This window comes from Treponema sp. UBA7567, assembly GCF_002476655.1.
Taxonomy (GTDB): domain Bacteria; phylum Spirochaetota; class Spirochaetia; order Treponematales; family Treponemataceae; genus Treponema_D.
Map to the genome: position 1 here is coordinate 40,318 of NZ_DLLH01000017.1, position 17,253 is coordinate 57,570.

12 protein-coding genes are annotated in these 17,253 nt (G+C 39.7%); 3 read left to right on the top strand and 9 right to left on the bottom strand.

Features of this window, described 5'->3' with window-relative positions:
- Window positions 1–10: 10 nt before the first annotated feature.
- The 7 genes from B3Y13_RS01840 to trpS form a co-directional block, all read right to left on the bottom strand.
- On the bottom strand, window positions 11–835 hold the full coding sequence (locus B3Y13_RS01840) for a hemolysin family protein (RefSeq protein WP_296023749.1): 825 nt from the start codon (window positions 833–835) through the stop codon (window positions 11–13).
- Between the two features lie 64 nt (window positions 836–899).
- Window positions 900–1,376: an rRNA maturation RNase YbeY gene (gene ybeY, locus B3Y13_RS01845; RefSeq protein ID WP_296668264.1), complete on the bottom strand. Its 477-nt coding sequence runs from the start codon at window positions 1,374–1,376 to the stop codon at window positions 900–902.
- The gene (locus tag B3Y13_RS01850) at window positions 1,369–3,066 is read right to left on the bottom strand and encodes an HDIG domain-containing metalloprotein (RefSeq protein ID WP_296692369.1); all 1,698 of its coding nucleotides are present in this window, start codon (window positions 3,064–3,066) and stop codon (window positions 1,369–1,371) included. Before B3Y13_RS01850 ends, ybeY begins: the two co-directional genes overlap by 8 nt.
- A complete protein-coding gene (locus B3Y13_RS01855; protein ID WP_296023733.1) occupies window positions 3,044–4,000 on the bottom strand; it encodes a PhoH family protein in 957 nt (318 codons plus the stop codon). The genes B3Y13_RS01850 and B3Y13_RS01855 overlap by 23 nt, the downstream gene beginning before the upstream one ends.
- Window positions 4,001–4,049: 49 nt before the next feature.
- A complete protein-coding gene (locus B3Y13_RS01860) occupies window positions 4,050–7,322 on the bottom strand; it encodes a hypothetical protein (protein WP_296668269.1) in 3,273 nt (1,090 codons plus the stop codon).
- Window positions 7,303–10,185 (bottom strand): excinuclease ABC subunit UvrA, encoded by a 2,883-nt coding sequence (gene uvrA, locus B3Y13_RS01865; protein WP_414718183.1) that lies wholly within the window; start codon window positions 10,183–10,185, stop codon window positions 7,303–7,305. Before uvrA ends, B3Y13_RS01860 begins: the two co-directional genes overlap by 20 nt.
- Window positions 10,186–10,208: 23 nt before the next feature.
- Window positions 10,209–11,303, bottom strand: coding sequence for a tryptophan--tRNA ligase (trpS, locus tag B3Y13_RS01870; RefSeq protein ID WP_296692374.1), 1,095 nt, complete (start codon window positions 11,301–11,303; stop codon window positions 10,209–10,211).
- A 295-nt stretch (window positions 11,304–11,598) separates the two neighbouring features.
- On the opposite strand from trpS, the gene B3Y13_RS01875 reads away from it, so the two are divergent.
- Window positions 11,599–13,008: a bifunctional folylpolyglutamate synthase/dihydrofolate synthase gene (locus tag B3Y13_RS01875; RefSeq protein ID WP_296668274.1), complete on the top strand. Its 1,410-nt coding sequence runs from the start codon at window positions 11,599–11,601 to the stop codon at window positions 13,006–13,008.
- Here B3Y13_RS01875 and alr read toward each other — a convergent pair.
- On the bottom strand, window positions 12,942–14,111 hold the full coding sequence (gene alr / locus B3Y13_RS01880; RefSeq protein ID WP_296692377.1) for an alanine racemase: 1,170 nt from the start codon (window positions 14,109–14,111) through the stop codon (window positions 12,942–12,944). The two genes, B3Y13_RS01875 and alr, sit on opposite strands and share 67 nt — an antisense overlap.
- Before the next feature lie 241 nt (window positions 14,112–14,352).
- Between alr and B3Y13_RS01885 the strand changes: the two genes are divergently transcribed.
- Complete coding sequence (locus tag B3Y13_RS01885; protein ID WP_296692380.1) at window positions 14,353–15,372, top strand: hypothetical protein; 1,020 nt, start codon at window positions 14,353–14,355, stop codon at window positions 15,370–15,372.
- 23 nt (window positions 15,373–15,395) lie between these two features.
- Window positions 15,396–16,814, top strand: coding sequence for a threonine synthase (gene thrC, locus B3Y13_RS01890; protein ID WP_296668279.1), 1,419 nt, complete (start codon window positions 15,396–15,398; stop codon window positions 16,812–16,814).
- 51 nt (window positions 16,815–16,865) lie between these two features.
- Here the strand turns inward: thrC and B3Y13_RS01895 are convergent.
- The coding region (locus tag B3Y13_RS01895) for a deoxycytidylate deaminase (protein WP_296692383.1) at window positions 16,866–17,253 on the bottom strand (388 nt) is incomplete at its 5' end.

A 17,253-nucleotide genomic window follows, 5' to 3' on the forward strand; every position in this document is an offset into this window, starting at 1 on the left:
TCTTTTAACGTTATTCTTTTTCCGATTCTTCTGATTCTGCTTTTTTTATAACTTTAATAAGATTTACGCGGTGGCCTTCCATATCTTGAACGATAAATTCAAAGCCGCCCCAATTAATTTTTTCATATTTTACAGGAATTCTTCCAAAAAGATCGAGGACAAAACCGCCTAGAGTATCAAAATCTTCCGTCGGAAAGTTTGAATTTATGTTTTCGTTCAAATCTTCGAGATTGACCCTTGCGTCGCAAAGCCAAATTTGATTTCCAATCGCAAGAATATCTTCCCTTTCGTTGTCAAATTCGTCCTGAATATCGCCAACGATTTCTTCAATAATGTCTTCCATGCAGACGACACCGCTCACTCCACCATATTCGTCAACGGCAATTGCAATATGAATATGGCGCCTTTTAAACTCGCGCAAAAGTCCGTCGATTTTTTTTGATTCAGGAACAAAATATGCCTTTCTAAGCAGTTTCTCAAGGTCAATTTCCTGATTTTTTGAAATCACGGCAAGCAAATCCTTTACATAAAGAATTCCAAGCACATTGTCGATTGATTCCGAATAAACAGGAAAACGCGAATGTCCGCTTTCTGCAATTTTTGCAAGGAGTTCTTCCTGAGGAGTATCAATCGAAAGAAAGTCGACATCAATCCGGGGAATCATAACTTCCTTTACAGAAGTTTCTGACAAATCCTCGATTCCTTTTATCATATCTTTTTTTTCTTCAATTAAACTTAAATTATCCTGACTTTCTGACTGCTCATTGCCGTTTTTTCCAGAAAAATTTGAATTTGAACCGTCGTCTTTTTTCTTTCCTAAACCAAAAATACTCATAAAATCCCTTTTTATTTTTTAGCGCGTCTTGAAATTTTTAAATCTTAAGACGCGCTTTTAATGCTTAAATAAGATCGGCATCAGAAAAAGTTTTTAAAACTTCTTCCTGTTTTTTCAGCATCGGACTTTTTATTTCAAGACCTTCGCCGACATGCTCTTCTCCGTGATCCATTCCATTTAAATGCAAGGTTCCGTGAATCAAAAGCCTTTTTAATTCTTCATTCTGTGTAACCTTAAAATATTCTGCATTTTTTGGCAATGTATCAAGAGAAATTATAATGTCGCCCGCACTGAACCATTTTATTCCGTTTTCATCAGTGTATTCTTCACCATTTTCAAAGGAAAGAATGTCAGTTGGAGCATCTATTTCACGGTAATTTTTATTCAATTCCTGAATAAACTCATCGTTGCAAAACAAAATCGAAAGTTCCTGACCGTCAAAACCAAGTCTTTTTAAAACTTCCTGTTCATATTTTTCAATTTTTCCAAACCAGGCAGGCTCGCTAAGTCCGTCCTGCATAGAAACAAGAACTCTATTCATTTTTTTCACCTTCAGAATTATTTTTTTCAGAAGTAGAAGAATCCGTTGAATCCTGATTTTGATACTTTATGCGTCCGTGATAATATGCCGCAAGAATCGAAACGAAAGTATTTTTTATTTTTGTCATTTCGCCGTAAGTAAGGGCGCAGTCGTCCAGCTGTCTTGCCGCAATTTTTGCTTCAATCAGCTGCTGAATAAATTTTTCAAGACGCTGTGCTGTTGGCTTTTCCAAAGATTTGCAGGCAGCTTCAACAACATCGGCAAGCATGACTACAGCGCTTTCTTTTGTAGAGGGAAGTTTTCCGTCATAACGGAAATCTGCTTCGTTCGCGTTCGGATCTTTTTCTTTTGCCTTGTTGAAAAAATACGAAATTACAGAATTTCCATGGTGCTCTGCAATAATATTTACAACCTGGGCAGGAAGATGCATTTGATGAGCCTTTTCAACGCTCAGGCGCAAATGACTTTTTATAATTGAAACCGAAAGCGACGGGTTTAAATCCGTATGTTTATTTTCAGAATCAATGTTATTTTCCGTAAAATACTCAGGATGCTCCATTTTTCCAATATCGTGGTAAAGAGCCGCAACTCTCGCCAAAAGCGAATTTGCCCCGATTTCCTTGCAGGCGCTTTCTGCAAGCTGGCTTACCATTATGCTGTGCTGATAAGTTCCGCTGGCTGTAAGCAAAAGTTTTCTCAAGACAGGAGAATTCTGATCGCTTAAATCCATGAGCCTGAAAACCGAAGCCGTATTCATTACAACTTCAAGCGGTGTAAGAAGACCAAGCGCAAGAATACCAGAAATAAAACCGTTAAATGCAACTCCTGCAAGCGGGAATACGCAGTCAGAAAAATTATCATTAAAGATAACTTTTAACACGCAGATATAAATTACGTTCAGAACGGCAACACCTATCGAAGAAAAAATCATATCAATTCTGTTTTCTATCGTACGGAGAATTTTTACGATTGAGAGAGAAGATGCAAGTGTATACAAAAATGGAATCAATTCAAAATTGCAGGCACAGAGCACTCCAAAAGAAATCAATATCGAAAAATAAAGTCCAAAAATCTGTCCAAAAAGAATCGTAATCAAAGCAACGCACAATCCAGAAGGAATAATTACAGGAAGATTGAAAATTCCCTGAAAAAGCGGAGCCTTGTCGCCAAAACAGGCAACTCCAAAAACAACTACAAAAAGCAGAGAGGCAAGAATAATTTCTTTAAGCTCAACCTTGCGTCCTAGGCAGACAGGAGAAAAAAGCAAAAATGCCATCGCAGAAACAAGCATAAGAAACAGAATATTGTCCGCGAAAACCCTGTAATCAATGTAGGACGGAGATGCCGCCATCTTTCGCAGTTTTAAATAATCCTCTTCCGCAATTGGAAAACCTTTTCTTATTACTTTTTCGCCTTCTTCGACCGCAATCGGAAACTGATCATCGGCTGCAAGATTTGTCGTAGCAATGATTGTCTTGTCGGCAACCATTCCCGGTTCATATTCGTCAATCGAAAAAGAAGCAATAGTCTGCCGCGTGCTCGCGTCAAAATAAACAATTACGGCAGAAACCAAAAATGTAATTGAAAAAACAAGCAGAATCGCCCAGTTTTTCTTTACATATTCAAGTGCAGAATGAAATAAATCATAAAAAAAAGAATTTTTTCCGTTATTCGCTTTTGTCATTTTCATAAGCCTGTACAATTTTTTTAACAAGCGGTGAACGAACGACATCTTCGCCGTCAAGTTCAACCATGCTTATTTCTTCTATACTTTTTAAAATTTCAAGTGCCTGAACCAGACCAGATGGAATTTTTTTCGGAAGATCTATTTGAGTAACATCTCCCGTTATAAACACTTTTGAATTCTCTCCGGTTCGGGTAAGGAACATTTTCATCTGTTCACACGTCGTATTCTGCGCTTCGTCAAGAATTACAGCCGCATTGCTCAAGGTACGTCCGCGCATATAAGCCAAAGGCGCAACTTCAATTATACCATTCTCCTGAAATTTTTTCACCATTTCTGAAGGAATACAGGCGCTCATAGAATCATAAAGGGGCCTTAAATAAGGATTTATTTTGTCCTGCATATCTCCCGGCAAAAAACCAAGACTTTCTCCAGCCTCGACAACCGGACGCACAAGAATAATTGAACTTATTTTATGGCTTAAAAGAAGACGCAGGCTTTCTGCAACGGCAAGAAAAGTTTTTCCGCTTCCTGCAGGACCTGTTGCAAAAACCATGTCATTTTTTCGGAACGACTGGATGAGTTTTGCCTGATTTTTTGTTTTTGGATAAATTTTTCTCGTGCTTCCTGGAATTGAAATTGAAAATTTCTGAGCATCAAAATTTTCAACTCCAGTATTCAGAACAGATTCAATCAGTTCGGAACCAGAAATACTGTTTTCAAGCCTATTCTCAGAGATTTCATCGCTAAGACGGTCGATTATGAACTTGAATTTCTGCTGAATTTCAGCGGAAGCTTCAGCAATTGAAAGTTCGTTTCCTTTTGTAAAAATGCTGACTCCAAGATGCTGTTCGATGAGCTTTAAATTGCTGTCATTCGTTCCACAAACCTGAGAAAGAATCTCCGGATCTGAAAGAACTATAGTAAATTCGTTTTCCAATTTGCTTATTCTATCACCTTTCTTTAAAAAAATCATCAAAAAACTGAATTTATTTTAAACTCCATTCTCCATATTCATCAAGAATTTCCGTCTTCATTCCTGACATTGGCCGCCAGCTTACGCTCAAAGAAAAATACGGACTAAAGTCGTAATGCGCCTGCTGGCTAGAAGTTGCAGAAATGTAGCGCGGTGAAATTTTAAACGAACAGTTCAAATCCCAATCGTCAAGATCGTGAGTTATCGACATTACAAGAGATTTTAGCTTAAAGGCGGAATTTTTCCGTTTTTCGTCGCTATCAAGCCTGAATGAATCTATTAAATCATTCAAAACATTTCTTTCTCCGTTGTTTCCGTAATAATAGGCATAATCTGAATCTGAACAGAAATATCTGTAAATTACGTTGTTGCGGCTTTCAGAACTGAATGAAAAATCAAGAAGCTCATTTATCTTAAAAGTAATCTTCGGTATAAAAACAAAATAACTGCTTGTCGGACGCACAAAATCATAGACAAAACTTGTAGAAAGTGACGGTGTCCACGAAATTTTGTCGGTCCAGTGCTTGAACGTTTTTGAAGGACTTGTGTACGCAAAACTCAACGAATATGGCTGGAATTTTTTGTCTGAAGTTGACTTCCATCCTTTTCGGCTGGTTATATCTCCGTTTGAATCATATTCAACGTCAAATTCATAAACATTTGAATAACTCATTGTATATGCAAGCTGCGCGCCATAACCGCTCAAAGAAAATTTAAAGGAATCGTGCTCTTCCTCTTCCCAATCATAAACGTAAGACTGAGAAAGACTCAATTTGCTGTTAAAAAACTTAAATGAAAGCGACTGCGAAATATCGTTTTTTACCCAGGTGTCGTCAGTAGAACTTTTTTGCTTGATTCCTGTTCCGACAGAAAAAGTTGTGTACGGAAAATTAAGCGAAAAAACGCCTGTGTAAGAATCAACCTGAGGAGGAAGAGTTGTCGTAAGCGAAAGCTGCTGTCCAAAATCCCCTTCATTTGCAGCAAGAACAAGATTCAGATTATGTGTCGTTACACATTCTTCGTCGGTCAAATCCATCGTAAGATATTCCCACTCAGGATTGTTTACGTCGTCGCTTATGTATTTTGTCTGGATCATTTTTACGGTCGTATTCCATGTGAGGGCCGTATTTGAAAAATAATTCGTGTAATAGAGAGGCTTAAAAGTAAGCGCGTTCGTGTCCGTCAAATCGAGTTTTCTTGCATTGTAGTCGGCTTTTTTAATCGAAGCAATTGAAGATTCAGAATATCCTCCGTCCGAAGTGTCGTTGTTCAGATAAGGATGCTTTTGAAAAACCGGATTGAACGTAAAAGTGTCTGCAAGCGAAAGAAAGCTGTCTTTATAACCGAGATTGCTCGTCAAAGTTGCCGGAGCTTTTACCTGAATATAAGTTGCCTGGACAGTCCGCCAATCAAAATCTTCAGGAATCTTTAAATTTGAAGATGAATATGAAATTTGTGAAGTAAAATCCGGCGAAATACTGTAACCGAGTTTGTAGGTAATTCCATTTAAGCTGCGTACAGAACCGTTCAACGTGGCAATCGATGGAAGCGCAGACTCATCAAAAAGAATATTTTCTTCAGAATCGGAACTTTCTTCTTTTTTGTCAGAATTTTCTTCATTTTTTTTGTCATCAAATTCAAGAGGCGGCAATAAAGAAAGCGAAACTGACTGTTTTTTTGAAGATGCCGAAGCCTTCGGATACTGAAAAATCGTTCCAGAAATTTTTGCGCCGATTTTAAAAGGCGTAACCTGGCTCGGATAGTAAAAATATCGTTCTGGAGTATAGCTCGCCCATGCCGAGTCATTCCTGTATTCATCACGGTCAGTCAAGGCCGCCGATTGGGAAGAAAAAACTATCGAAGAAGAAAAACTAGAAATTGAAAGAGTAGAAACAAAAGGCTTTATGAATTCCGGCAATTTGAAAGTATAAGAGCCGTTTAAATTCCAGTTAAATGAAGAAACCGTCGTAACGCTGTCTTCTTCAGAATCGTCAGTTGCAACACCAGACATAAGAAAGTCAATCCAGTCCATTGTCTCCGCGCGATTGTTAAAATCATAGTCAAAATATGGATCCGAATAAAGCGGCATTGAAAGCGTAAGGTTGAACGGAGAAGAAATCGAAAGCTTTAGGTTAAACTGATAACGGAACGGCAAAGTATAGCCCATCAAGTTTGAAGAATCCAGGACCTTATCTCCAAGCTGGTTGTACGGAAGATAAGCCGAATTGTTTTTAAAAATAGTATTGCTAAATCCAAGTTCTGTATTGAATTGAAGATCTGAAAGTATCTTGGAAGGTTTTAGCACAACGTCAGCGCCGACCATTGCTCCCAAATTTGCATAATAGTCCGCCATAATTTTTACATGATTTGTAGTGTCGCCTTTAAAATCCGCATCAAGATTATGAAGCACGATTCCTTCACGCACCTGCTCTTTCATAGAGTCGGTTTTCATAAAGCTGAAAGGATTTATTTTATCATCATCGTCAGAATTCGAGCTGTCATTTGTAGATTTTGCGTCCGCAGGTTTCCGGCCATAAAGATAAGTTGTCGTATTTATAAAATATCCCTCGCGGAATTTATAGCCCATCGCAGGATTAAAAATCAATTCGTCTTTCGGATAATAAAAAGCAGGAAGATAAATCAAAGGCACACGGCCAACATAAAGAAGCGCGCTAAAAAAGGCAAATTCTCCGCCCGGCAAAAGCCAAATTCTCCGCGCGCGGATTTTCCAATGAGGATTCTCATCGTCGCAAAAAGTAAGCTCGCCGCCTTTAAAAGCGATTGTTCCTCCGGAATCCCTGCCGAAAATTTCACTTGCAACAATCAAAGTAGAGCCTGAAGGAAGATTTATTGCATCTGACGAAGTTTGAACTGCACGGCCGTTGTCAAAAACTCCCTCAAAGGTCGAAGTATTAAAAAGAAGACTGTTTGCGGTGATTTTTTCTCCGCCGGCAGAAGACGAGCCGCTCTGTTCAAGACAGACGTTTCCTTCCGCATAAAGCATTTCCGAAGAACGGTTGTAGTTTATTCTGTCAGCAGAAACTGTTGTTTTGTCATTTCCGCGAGAAACAGAAATTACGACATTTCCAGAAAGAATAATGCAGTCGCCGCCAGAAAGCTGATCTTTTTTGTACTCAGATTTTTCGGCAGATTCAATATTTATGACAGAAACCTGCCCTTCAGCCGAAGATTCTTTACAAAAAGCAAAAGACACAAGAGAAAAAAATAAAAATATTAAAAGCGCTTTTTTTCTCATTGCAAGACCGTCAGTTTTTGTGCGCCGCATTTAACGTTTCTTCAAGATATTTTCCTGTCCAGCTTCCAGTTTTTTTCCAGTTTGCAACAATGTGTTCAGGAGTTCCAAAGTCAACAATCTGACCGCCACCAGTTCCACCTTCAGGACCAAGATCAATAATCCAGTCCGCCTGAGCAATTACATCGAGGTTATGTTCAATCATAACGACAGAATTTCCCTTGTCCACAAGTTTTTGAATAACTTCCATTAGAACCTTTACATCTGCAAAATGAAGTCCTGTTGTAGGCTCGTCAAGAATGTAGAGAGTTTTTCCTGTTGAAGGACGGGCAAGTTCCGTTGCAAGTTTTACACGCTGAGCTTCTCCGCCAGAAAGAGTAAGCGCGCTCTGTCCAAGCTGAATGTAACCAAGTCCGACATTTTTAAGAGTTTCTAGTTTTCTTGAAATATGCGGAATCGCGGCAAAAAAATCAGCAGCTTCCTCAATCGTCATATTCAAAACATCAGAAATATTTTTTCCGTGGTAGCGGACGTCCAAAGTCTCGCTGTTAAAACGCTGACCGTGGCACACATCGCACTGAATAAAAACATCCGGCAAAAAGTTCATTTCGATAGTAAGAGTTCCGGCGCCCTGGCATTTTTCGCACCGCCCGCCTTTTACGTTAAAACTAAACCGGCCTGGAGTATAGCCTTTAGCCTTTGAATCAGGAAGCGTGCTAAAAAGCTCGCGGATCGCATCAAAAACTCCGACATAGGTTACAGGATTTGAACGCGGAGTTCTTCCGATCGGGCTTTGGTCGATATTTATGACCTTATCGATATTTTCAATTCCAAGAATTTCATCATGAAGCCCCGGCTTGTAGCTTGTCTTCATCAATTTATTTGAAACAACAGGATAAAAAATATCGCTCAAAAGTGTCGATTTTCCAGAACCGCTAACTCCTGTTATGCAGGTAAAGGTTCCAAGAGGAATGTCGACCGAAATATTTTTTAGATTGTGTTCGCGCGCACCTTTTATTGAAATAAAACTTCCATTTCCTTCCCGCCGCTTTTCCGGCAGCTGCATATAAAGCTTTCCGCTCAAATAACGTCCAGTAACGCTTTGTTCAACCTGCATTACCTGCTGAGGAGTTCCGCTTGCAATCACTTTTCCGCCATGAACGCCAGCTCCAGGACCTATATCAACAATCCAGTCGGCAGTACGCAAAGTCTGTTCATCGTGTTCAACAACAATTACAGTATTTTTTAAATCCCTAAGGTAATTAAGAGTGTCGATAAGCCTCTGGTTGTCGCGCTGATGAAGTCCAATGCTCGGTTCGTCCAAAATATACATAACACCAGTAAGACCAGAGCCAATCTGAGTTGCAAGACGAATTCTCTGGGCTTCTCCGCCAGACAAAGTTCCTGCAGAACGGTCAAGTGTAAGATATTCAAGTCCGACATTCTTCAAAAAATTTAAACGGGCATTTATTTCTTTTAAAAGCTGAACCGCAATTTTTTTCTCCGTTTCAGAAAGTTCAAGCTGCTTAAAAAACTCAATGCTGTCCGCAACGCTCAGACTGCAAAGTTCAATTATATTCTTTCCTCCGACAGTAACGCCAAGCGCTTCTTTTCTAAGACGCATTCCATGGCAGGATGAACACTCGGAAACAGACATATAGTTTTCTTCAATCCGCACACGCTGAGATTCCCCCCAGGCTTCATTGTGCCGTCTTTTCATTTCCGAAAGAATTCCTATCCACGGACGGTTGTATTCAGAAAAGCCTTCTCCGCTCTGTTTTTTGTAAATCCAGCGGATATTTTTAGTCAAATCGCCATTCCACAGGCTGTCAAACTGTTCGCGGGTCAAATCTTTTATCGGAGTATCAAGAGTCCAGCCGTTTTCTTTTGCAATCGCCTGAAACATCGCCTGATTCCATTCGCTCGACGGATTAAAAAACGGAAACGCCCCCTGGTTAAAGCTTAGAGAAGAATCCGGAAGTATTTTTTTTGAATCCCATTCCATTTTTTCACCAAGTCCAGTACATTCCGGGCAAGCTCCAAAAGGATTGTTGAACGAAAAAAGTCTCGGCTGCAGTTCCGGAATAGAAATTCCGCAGTCCGGGCAGGCATTTTTTTGAGAAAAAAACACTTCTTCTTCATGCCAGCCTTTTTCGCTGCTGTCATTTACACGCCTTAAAACAACAAGAACTCCGTCAGAACTTTTCAAGGCAGTTTCAACAGATTCGGCAAGACGTTTTCTTGAGTCATCTTTCAATGCAATTCTGTCAACGACAATTTCAATCGTATGCTTTTTCTGTTTGTCGAGTTTTATTGAATCGTCCAGTTCAACCATAAGTCCGTCGATTCTTGCGCGAACAAAACCTGATTTTTTTGCATCGTCAATGATTTTTTGATGTTCGCCTTTTTTTCCATGAATTACCGGAGCCAAAAGCGTAATTCTTGTTCCTTCGCCCCAGTCCATGATCGAATCGACAATCTGATCGTCAGACTGCTCCTTAATTTCTCTTCCGCAGACAGGACAATGCGCATGCCCGGTTCTTGCAAACAAAAGACGGTAATAGTCGTAAATTTCGGTAACTGTTCCAACTGTAGAGCGAGGATTATTATGAGTTGTTTTCTGCTCGATAGAAATTGCAGGCGAAAGTCCTTCAATCTGATCGACATCGGGTTTGTCCATGCTTCCCAAGAACTGCCGGGCATAAGAAGAAAGAGATTCCATATATCGCCTTTGTCCTTCGGCAAAAAGCGTATCAAAAGCAAGCGATGATTTCCCAGAACCGGAAAGTCCCGAAATTACTACAAGCTTATTTCTCGGAATTTCTATGCTTATATTTTTTAAATTGTGAACACGGGCGCCATGAATTACAATTTTTTCGCCCTCAACCCTATTTATGCTTTGCAATTAAGTTACCCTTATTAAATTTCCATATTCATTACAGCACGAACTTCTTCCAGCGTCTTTACGGCAATCTCGCGGGCCTGGACAACACCTTTTTTGAGGACGCCTCTAATATAGTCCATATTACTTTCGAGTTCGGCGCGTTTTGCGCGCAAAGGACGCAATTCTTCGTTCAAAGCTTCTGTCAGCACAGATTTCAGCATACCGCCGCCACCATCGCCAATTCTCTCGGCAATAGCTTCAGGCTCTTCTCCAGTACAAAGAGAAATTATCTGCAAAAGATTGGCAACTTCAGGACGGTTTACAGGATCATAAGAAATATGACGCTCCTGATCTGTTTTTGCTTTTTTTATGAGCTTTGCAGTCTCATCTTCGCTTGCACAAAGCATAATCGTATTCCCAAGCGATTTTGACATTTTTGCAGAACCATCAAGACCTTTTATCATTGGAGTTTTAGAAAGCAAGGCGTAAGGCTCTGGAAAAATAGGATTCTTCGGGCAAAATTTATTGTTAAAACGTCTGGCAATAAGACGCGCAACTTCAAGATGAGGAAGCTGGTCTTTTCCGACAGGAACGACATTTCCCTTACAAAAAAGAATATCAACCGCCTGATGCACAGGATACGTAAGCATTCCGGCATTCACCGATTTCATTCCAGATTTTTCAATCTCGTCCTTTACAGTCGGATTCCGGTCAAGCTCAGAACTAGAAACAAGAGTCAAAAAAGGAACCATAAGCTGGTTTGCCTCTGGAACGTGGCTGTGCGGATAAATGCAGACATCTTTTCCAGGTTCAATTCCCGCGGCAAGATAATCAATTACAAGCTGCTTTGTATTCTGACTGATTTTGTCAAATGCGTCGTGATCCGTCAAAACCTGATAATCGGCAATCAAAACCATAGTCGGAACGCCAAGCTTAGAAAGGCGGACACGATTTTTAAGCGAACCAAAATAATGTCCAATATGAAGATTTCCGGTCGGACGGTCGCCTGTCAAAACACGGTATTTTTTCGGATTAACAACAATATCTTTTTCAATCATTTCAGATTTTCTAACCGCTTCGGCAAGAATTTTATCGGCATTATTTTCAAGTTTTTCCTCAGTCTGAGACATTTTATTTTCCCTGCAAAAATCAAAATTAAAGCAACATAAAAAGTTACATTAAAGTTATATAAAACTTCAGCATTTTCTTCAATCTAAGAACAAAAAAATCAAGAATGAAGCACAGCTTCCTTTCAAACCGGCTCTTACTGCAAGTCCTCCTCGCTTCGCTCGTCCGGTCTTTCCGTGGCGATCCGGGCTAAGTTTTCCGGCCTAACAAAAAAAATGCGCACGAGTTTTCTCATGAGCGGACTTATTTTCTTTCAAACACTTTTCTTAAACATTTGTTTTAATTAAAATCATTTCTATGACAAAAAACACCGCACCTTCTTCTCCTTATCTTGCAAATTTTGAAAACTGGCTCGATTCATTCTTGAATTTTGAAAAACTTCCGCAAAAAAACATGTTCTGGCTCGACACAATGGAACACTTTGCAAAACTCGCAGGCAACCCAGAACTCTCATATCCAACATTTCACGTCGCAGGCTCAAAAGGAAAAGGCTCAACATCCGCATTCATAGCCTCAATTCTCGAAGAAGCAGGCTTAAAAACCGGACTTTACAGCTCGCCGCACATTGAAAACTTTCTGGAGAGAATCACCCAAAATCAAAATTTTTTGTCCAAAAAAAACTATGAAGACGCAGCAGAAGAGCTAAAGTGTCTAATAAACTGCACTGATTCAAAAACTTTCTTAAAAGACCGCCCAATTACATGGTTTGAGCTCGTAACGCTCTATTCTTTTCTATGCTTCAGAAAAGCAAAACTTGATGCGGCTGTTTTTGAAGTCGGACTCGGAGGAAGGCTCGACGCGACAAACGTCATAAAGCCAAAAGCCTGCTGCATAGGCCCAATTGAACTCGAGCACACAGAATATCTCGGAGACACAGTAGAAAAAATCGCGGCAGAAAAAGGCGGAATTATAAAAGAAAGAACTCCTGTTTTTATAGCACCGCAAATTCCATCCGTAAAAGAAGTCTTTAAATCAATTGCAGCCCGAAAAGACGCAAAAATATTTTTTGTCGATGAAATTTGCAAAATTAGTACAAAAATTTACACATCATCGGAAAAAATAAAGACTAAAATGGCTATCTCATCTTCGTTTTTTTCCCGCCCATTAACCGCGGAGCTAAATCTTGCAGGAGAATTTCAGGCTCAAAACGCAGCGCTTGCGGCTCTGGCAGTAAAAACCGCATTTCCAGAAATTTCAGAAGATATTATCGAAAAAGGCCTTTCAAAAACTTCGCTTCCAGCCCGTTTTGAGCTTGTAAAAAGTCCTCAGAATTTCAGCAAAATTCCTTATCTTATTCTGGACGGAGCGCACACGCCAAAAAGCATAAAATTAACATTGGAAACAGTAAAAAACGCAAAAATAAAAATCGACGCCCTTCTTTTTGCCTGCGCCCAGGACAAGCACAGCAAAGAAATCGCAGAACTATTTTCACAGAGCATATGTACAGATTCTCAAAATTTTCAAAAAATATTTTTGACAGTTCCAGGCAATATAAAAAAATCAGACCTGTCAGAAGTCGAAAATTCGTTTGTTTCTGCAGGTCTTTTATTTGATTCAGATTCGAATTACAAAAAACAAATCGAGAAAGTTCTTGATTTTTGCAATTCAAACAAAAAAACTTTGCTCATAACAGGCTCGTTTTATCTGGTTGCGGAGGTTACAAAAATTCTAGGCACACGCTTTGAAACTCCACATGTAATTTCATAGCTGATAGTTCCTGTCATATCGGCAATTTTTTGAGCGCTTTGCAAAGCTCCGCTTTCTTCAGGTCCAAAAATTACGGCTTCACAATAACGTTCAATATTACTGTCTTCTCCAAGCTCAATCATACACTGATCCATACATATTCTTCCGCAGACAGGATAATTTTTTCCATTAATTGCAACATAAAGTTTTTTGCCATCTTCATTAAAACAGCGAAAAAGTCCATCTGCATAACCAATTGGAAGAACTCCGATTTTTGTTTTTTTAGAAGAAGTCCATCTTCTGCCATACGAAACAGACCTGTCTTTTTCAAATTCGCGGATTGCGACAACCTTTGTTACAAGCTCCATAACAGGTTTTAAGAAAGTTTTTTCACCAAGTTTTTCAAAATATTTTTTATCAACCTGACCTGGATAATATCCGTATGCAATAATTCCAGGACGGCACATATCAAGGTGCATTTCTGGATGAGTCAGTGTAAGCGCCGAATTTGAGCAGTGGCGGATTCCAGGATCAATTCCTTCTTTTTTTACGTTTTCAACCGCTTCCAAAAACAATTTGAACTGTTTTTCCGTATACTCACAATTTTCAGGCTGGGTACTGTCTGCGACAGAAAAGTGAGTGCATATTCCGCCCATTTTCAAAACACCTGTTTCTGCGATTTTTTTTGCAACTTTTCCGGCATCTTTTGCAAGACAGCCAAGTCTTCCCATTCCGGTGTCAACCGCCAGGTGAACGTTAAAGCCGTTTTTTTTGTATTTTTTTGCAGCTTCCGCAACAAAGCCGATGTATTCTTCATCAAAAACAAGAGGCGTAAGCTCATTTTTTACAACCTCTTCCATTTCTTCTTTCTGGCACAAGCTCAAAACAAAAATTCCGACTTCTATTCCTGCAAGCCGAAGCTCAATGCCTTCATCCACAGTCGCAACAGCAAGAAAATCCGCTCCGCACTCAACGGCGGTTTTTGCGCATTCTACGGCGCCATGACCGTAGGCGTCAGCCTTTACCGCAACACACATCTTTGCATTTTTGTTTATTTTTGAGCGAATATATTCAAGGTTATATTTTAAATTTTCAAGGTGAATTCTAGCGAAAGTCGGTCTCATTTTTATGCCTCGTCTTTTTTTTATTTTGCATTATTAAAAGTGAATTCTCAGCCCCACTGACTAAATGATAGGTTTTTGAAACTTTTTTAGCAATATTTTGAACTGATAAAACTTCCATAAATTTAATTTTTTTACTGTCTGTTTTTTTATTGAGAAAAACTTGATTTTAGGATAAAATTAGAAGGTATGCTATTTTTCCCATAAAAAAAATACATATGGCAAAAATTTATCTGGAGACATCATGAAAAAATCACTTTCTGTAACTTTAAGCATTGCGACATCAGTTGCTTTTTTTATAACATCCTGCGCATCAGCTCCAAAAGACCAGCCGCAGCCTCAAATCGAGCAGGCTGAAGAAATTGAGCGCCCAAAAACACCTCAGGTTCCTAGAAAACTCAATGTTGTAAACAGCTCTGTTTCGGCACAAAAAGAAGAAACCGAAGAATCAATATATGCAAAAAAAATTGAGGGGATCAAACTTTCAGTTGTTTCAAGTCCAAAAGAAACAACAAAAGGAAAGGCTTTTTCTTCGCCATTCGTTTTTAAAGCAGAAAAAGCAGACGGAACTCCGGCTGCAGGCCTTGAGCTCTCAATAAGTTTTCCTGAAACAAAAATTAACGGTCAGCCGACATTTTCTCTGGCAAATCTTACGACAAATTCTTCTGGAACTGTAATTTTCGTACCTGCAACTCCGACATTTTCGTTTAACAGCGAAATAAGTGTTTATCCTTCCGGCGATGTTACAAACGCAGAAATTGCAAAACTCGCAGAAAAAGTTTCTGTAAGCGCGCCTTACAAAGTTAAGACAAACCTCTTTTCACGTGGCGGAACTGTCGCAATCGTAGATTTCAATGCATCAGGAAAACCGATTTTAAGCAATTCAGTTTCTTCGTCAAACCTTCTTATGGCGCTTATGCGCTCAGGTTTTGTAAGAATCGGAAATGCTGATTTTTCAAATGCAATTTTGACAGACGACATTCCGACAGTCTATAAAACCGCGTCAAATCTCGTAGGTTCAAATTCTGCATATCTTATTTTTGGAAAAGTAAAATATCTTACACCAATTGAAAAAAATGCTGACCAAAAATACACGCTCACGCTCGAAGGAAACCTTACCTGTCTTGATATGAAAAATGGCTCGATTTTATGCGAACTGCGCAGCACAGCTACGGTAACAGAAGATAAAGATTGGAACTGCCTTAATTCTGCAAGAAAACTTTTGGCAGAAAATCTGGCGCACGAAATAATCTACGGACTTTAATTTATAAAAGTGAGGATAAACAGATGATTTTCACAGACACAAGAGACAAATCTGTAAAGACAGATTTAAAAACCGCTGTAGTCAGCGGCATGAATGAAAAAACCGGAGGACTTTATATTCCGGTCGATTTTCCAGAACTTGATAAATCATTTTTAAATAAAAATCCGGAGCCAAACCTTCGCGATATTGCTTTTGAAATGGCAAAACCTTACGTTGAAGGAGAAATTCCAGAAAACGATCTTAAAAAACTCATAAACGATGCCTATCCTTTCCCTGCTAAGGTTTCAGGTCTCGACCCGAATTCATACGTTCTCGAACTTTTTCACGGTCCAACATGCGCATTCAAAGACTTCGGTGCTCGTTTTATGGCACGTGTAATGTCATATTTCAACCGCAACGAAGACAAACCGCTCCATATTCTCGTTGCAACTTCTGGAGATACAGGTTCTGCCGTAGGTAGCGCATTTCACAATGTTCCGGGGCTTGATGTTACAATTTTGTATCCAGAAGGAAAAATTTCACCGCTTCAGGAAAAACAGCTTTCAACTTTTGACGGAAACGTCCGTGCTCTAAGAGTAAAAGGCACGTTCGATGACTGCCAAAAACTTGTAAAAACAGCATTTACAGATAACGAGCTTCGCGCTTCACTTCGCCTCTCATCTGCAAATTCAATAAATATCAGCCGCCTTCTTCCTCAGAGTTTTTATTATATGTACGCTTCGCTCTACGTAAAAAACAGAGCATGGCAGTACAATAGAATTGAAAATCCTTCTATAATTATGGTTGTTCCAAGCGGAAATTTCGGAAACCTGACATCTGGACTTATCGCAAAAAAAATGGGCGCTCCAATCACAGGTTTTGTCGCTGCAACAAATACAAACCGAACAATTCCAGACTGGATTGCAACAGGAGACTACAAAGCCCGACCTTCAGTAACAACCTATGCAAACGCGATGGACGTTGGTGCTCCAAGCAATTATGAGCGAATTTCAGCAATGTATTCTCTTGACGATGTACGTCATCTATTTGCTTCTTATTGGCTTGATGACAGCGGAATCATCGATTCAATCAAAGACTGCTATGCAAAAACAGGCTACACTATCGATCCTCATGGAGCTGTCGGCTGGAAAGCATGGAGCGATATTAAAAACGGAGCCATGGCAGAACTTGCACAGGGCAAAAAACATGATTACACAAAACCTGGTCTTACACCAAATCTCCCTGACTGGGCAGATGATGTAATTTCTAGGAAAAACGCAATCGGCGTAGTTTTGGAAACAGCCCATCCTGCAAAATTCGGCTCAATAGTCGAAAAGGCAATCGGCTCAAAACCAATAATTCCAGACAGGCTTGAAAAAGTTATGCGCCTCGAAGACAAATCAATTCAAATGGAAAACAACTACAGCCAGTTCAAATCATGGCTGCATGAAAACTTAAAATAAAACAAAAAAAAGGCTGTCTGAAAAGTAAAACTTCCAAGACAGCCTTTTTTATTACATATTTTCGTAAGTCTGGACATTATCTTCCAAATGTTCAATCGCTATTCCAGCTTCCTCAAGCATTTTTAGGCTGTCGGCTTCATCATGGTAGTGTTTTTCACACACAACCCTTTTTATTCCGCAGTTAATTAAAAGCATTGCGCAGGTTCTGCACGGAGTCATTTTGCAGTAAACAGTACCGCCGTCAATAGAAATTCCACGTTTAGCAGCCTGGCAGATTGCATTCTGCTCCGCATGAACGGTTCTTACACAATGCTGACTGACAGTTCCGTCACTGTGCAGCATTTTTTTTAGAAGGTGGCCTGCTTCATCGCAATGCGGAAGCCCAGCAGGGCTTCCAACATATCCGGTAACAAGAATCTGATGATCTCTTGCAATCACG

Excerpts from the sequence above, each read along its gene's own strand:
- B3Y13_RS01840 (WP_296023749.1), bottom strand. The coding sequence starts at position 835 with ATGAGTATTTTTGGTTTAGGAAAGAAAAAAGACGACGGTTCAAATTCA.
- B3Y13_RS01860 (WP_296668269.1), bottom strand. The coding sequence starts at position 7,322 with ATGCGGCGCACAAAAACTGACGGTCTTGCAATGAGAAAAAAAGCGCTT.
- B3Y13_RS01875 (WP_296668274.1), top strand. The coding sequence starts at position 11,599 with ATGACAAAAAACACCGCACCTTCTTCTCCTTATCTTGCAAATTTTGAA.
- B3Y13_RS01885 (WP_296692380.1), top strand. The coding sequence starts at position 14,353 with ATGAAAAAATCACTTTCTGTAACTTTAAGCATTGCGACATCAGTTGCT.
- ybeY (WP_296668264.1), bottom strand. The coding sequence starts at position 1,376 with ATGAATAGAGTTCTTGTTTCTATGCAGGACGGACTTAGCGAGCCTGCC.
- B3Y13_RS01850 (WP_296692369.1), bottom strand. The coding sequence starts at position 3,066 with ATGAAAATGACAAAAGCGAATAACGGAAAAAATTCTTTTTTTTATGAT.
- thrC (WP_296668279.1), top strand. The coding sequence starts at position 15,396 with ATGATTTTCACAGACACAAGAGACAAATCTGTAAAGACAGATTTAAAA.
- trpS (WP_296692374.1), bottom strand. The coding sequence starts at position 11,303 with ATGTCTCAGACTGAGGAAAAACTTGAAAATAATGCCGATAAAATTCTT.
- alr (WP_296692377.1), bottom strand. The coding sequence starts at position 14,111 with ATGAGACCGACTTTCGCTAGAATTCACCTTGAAAATTTAAAATATAAC.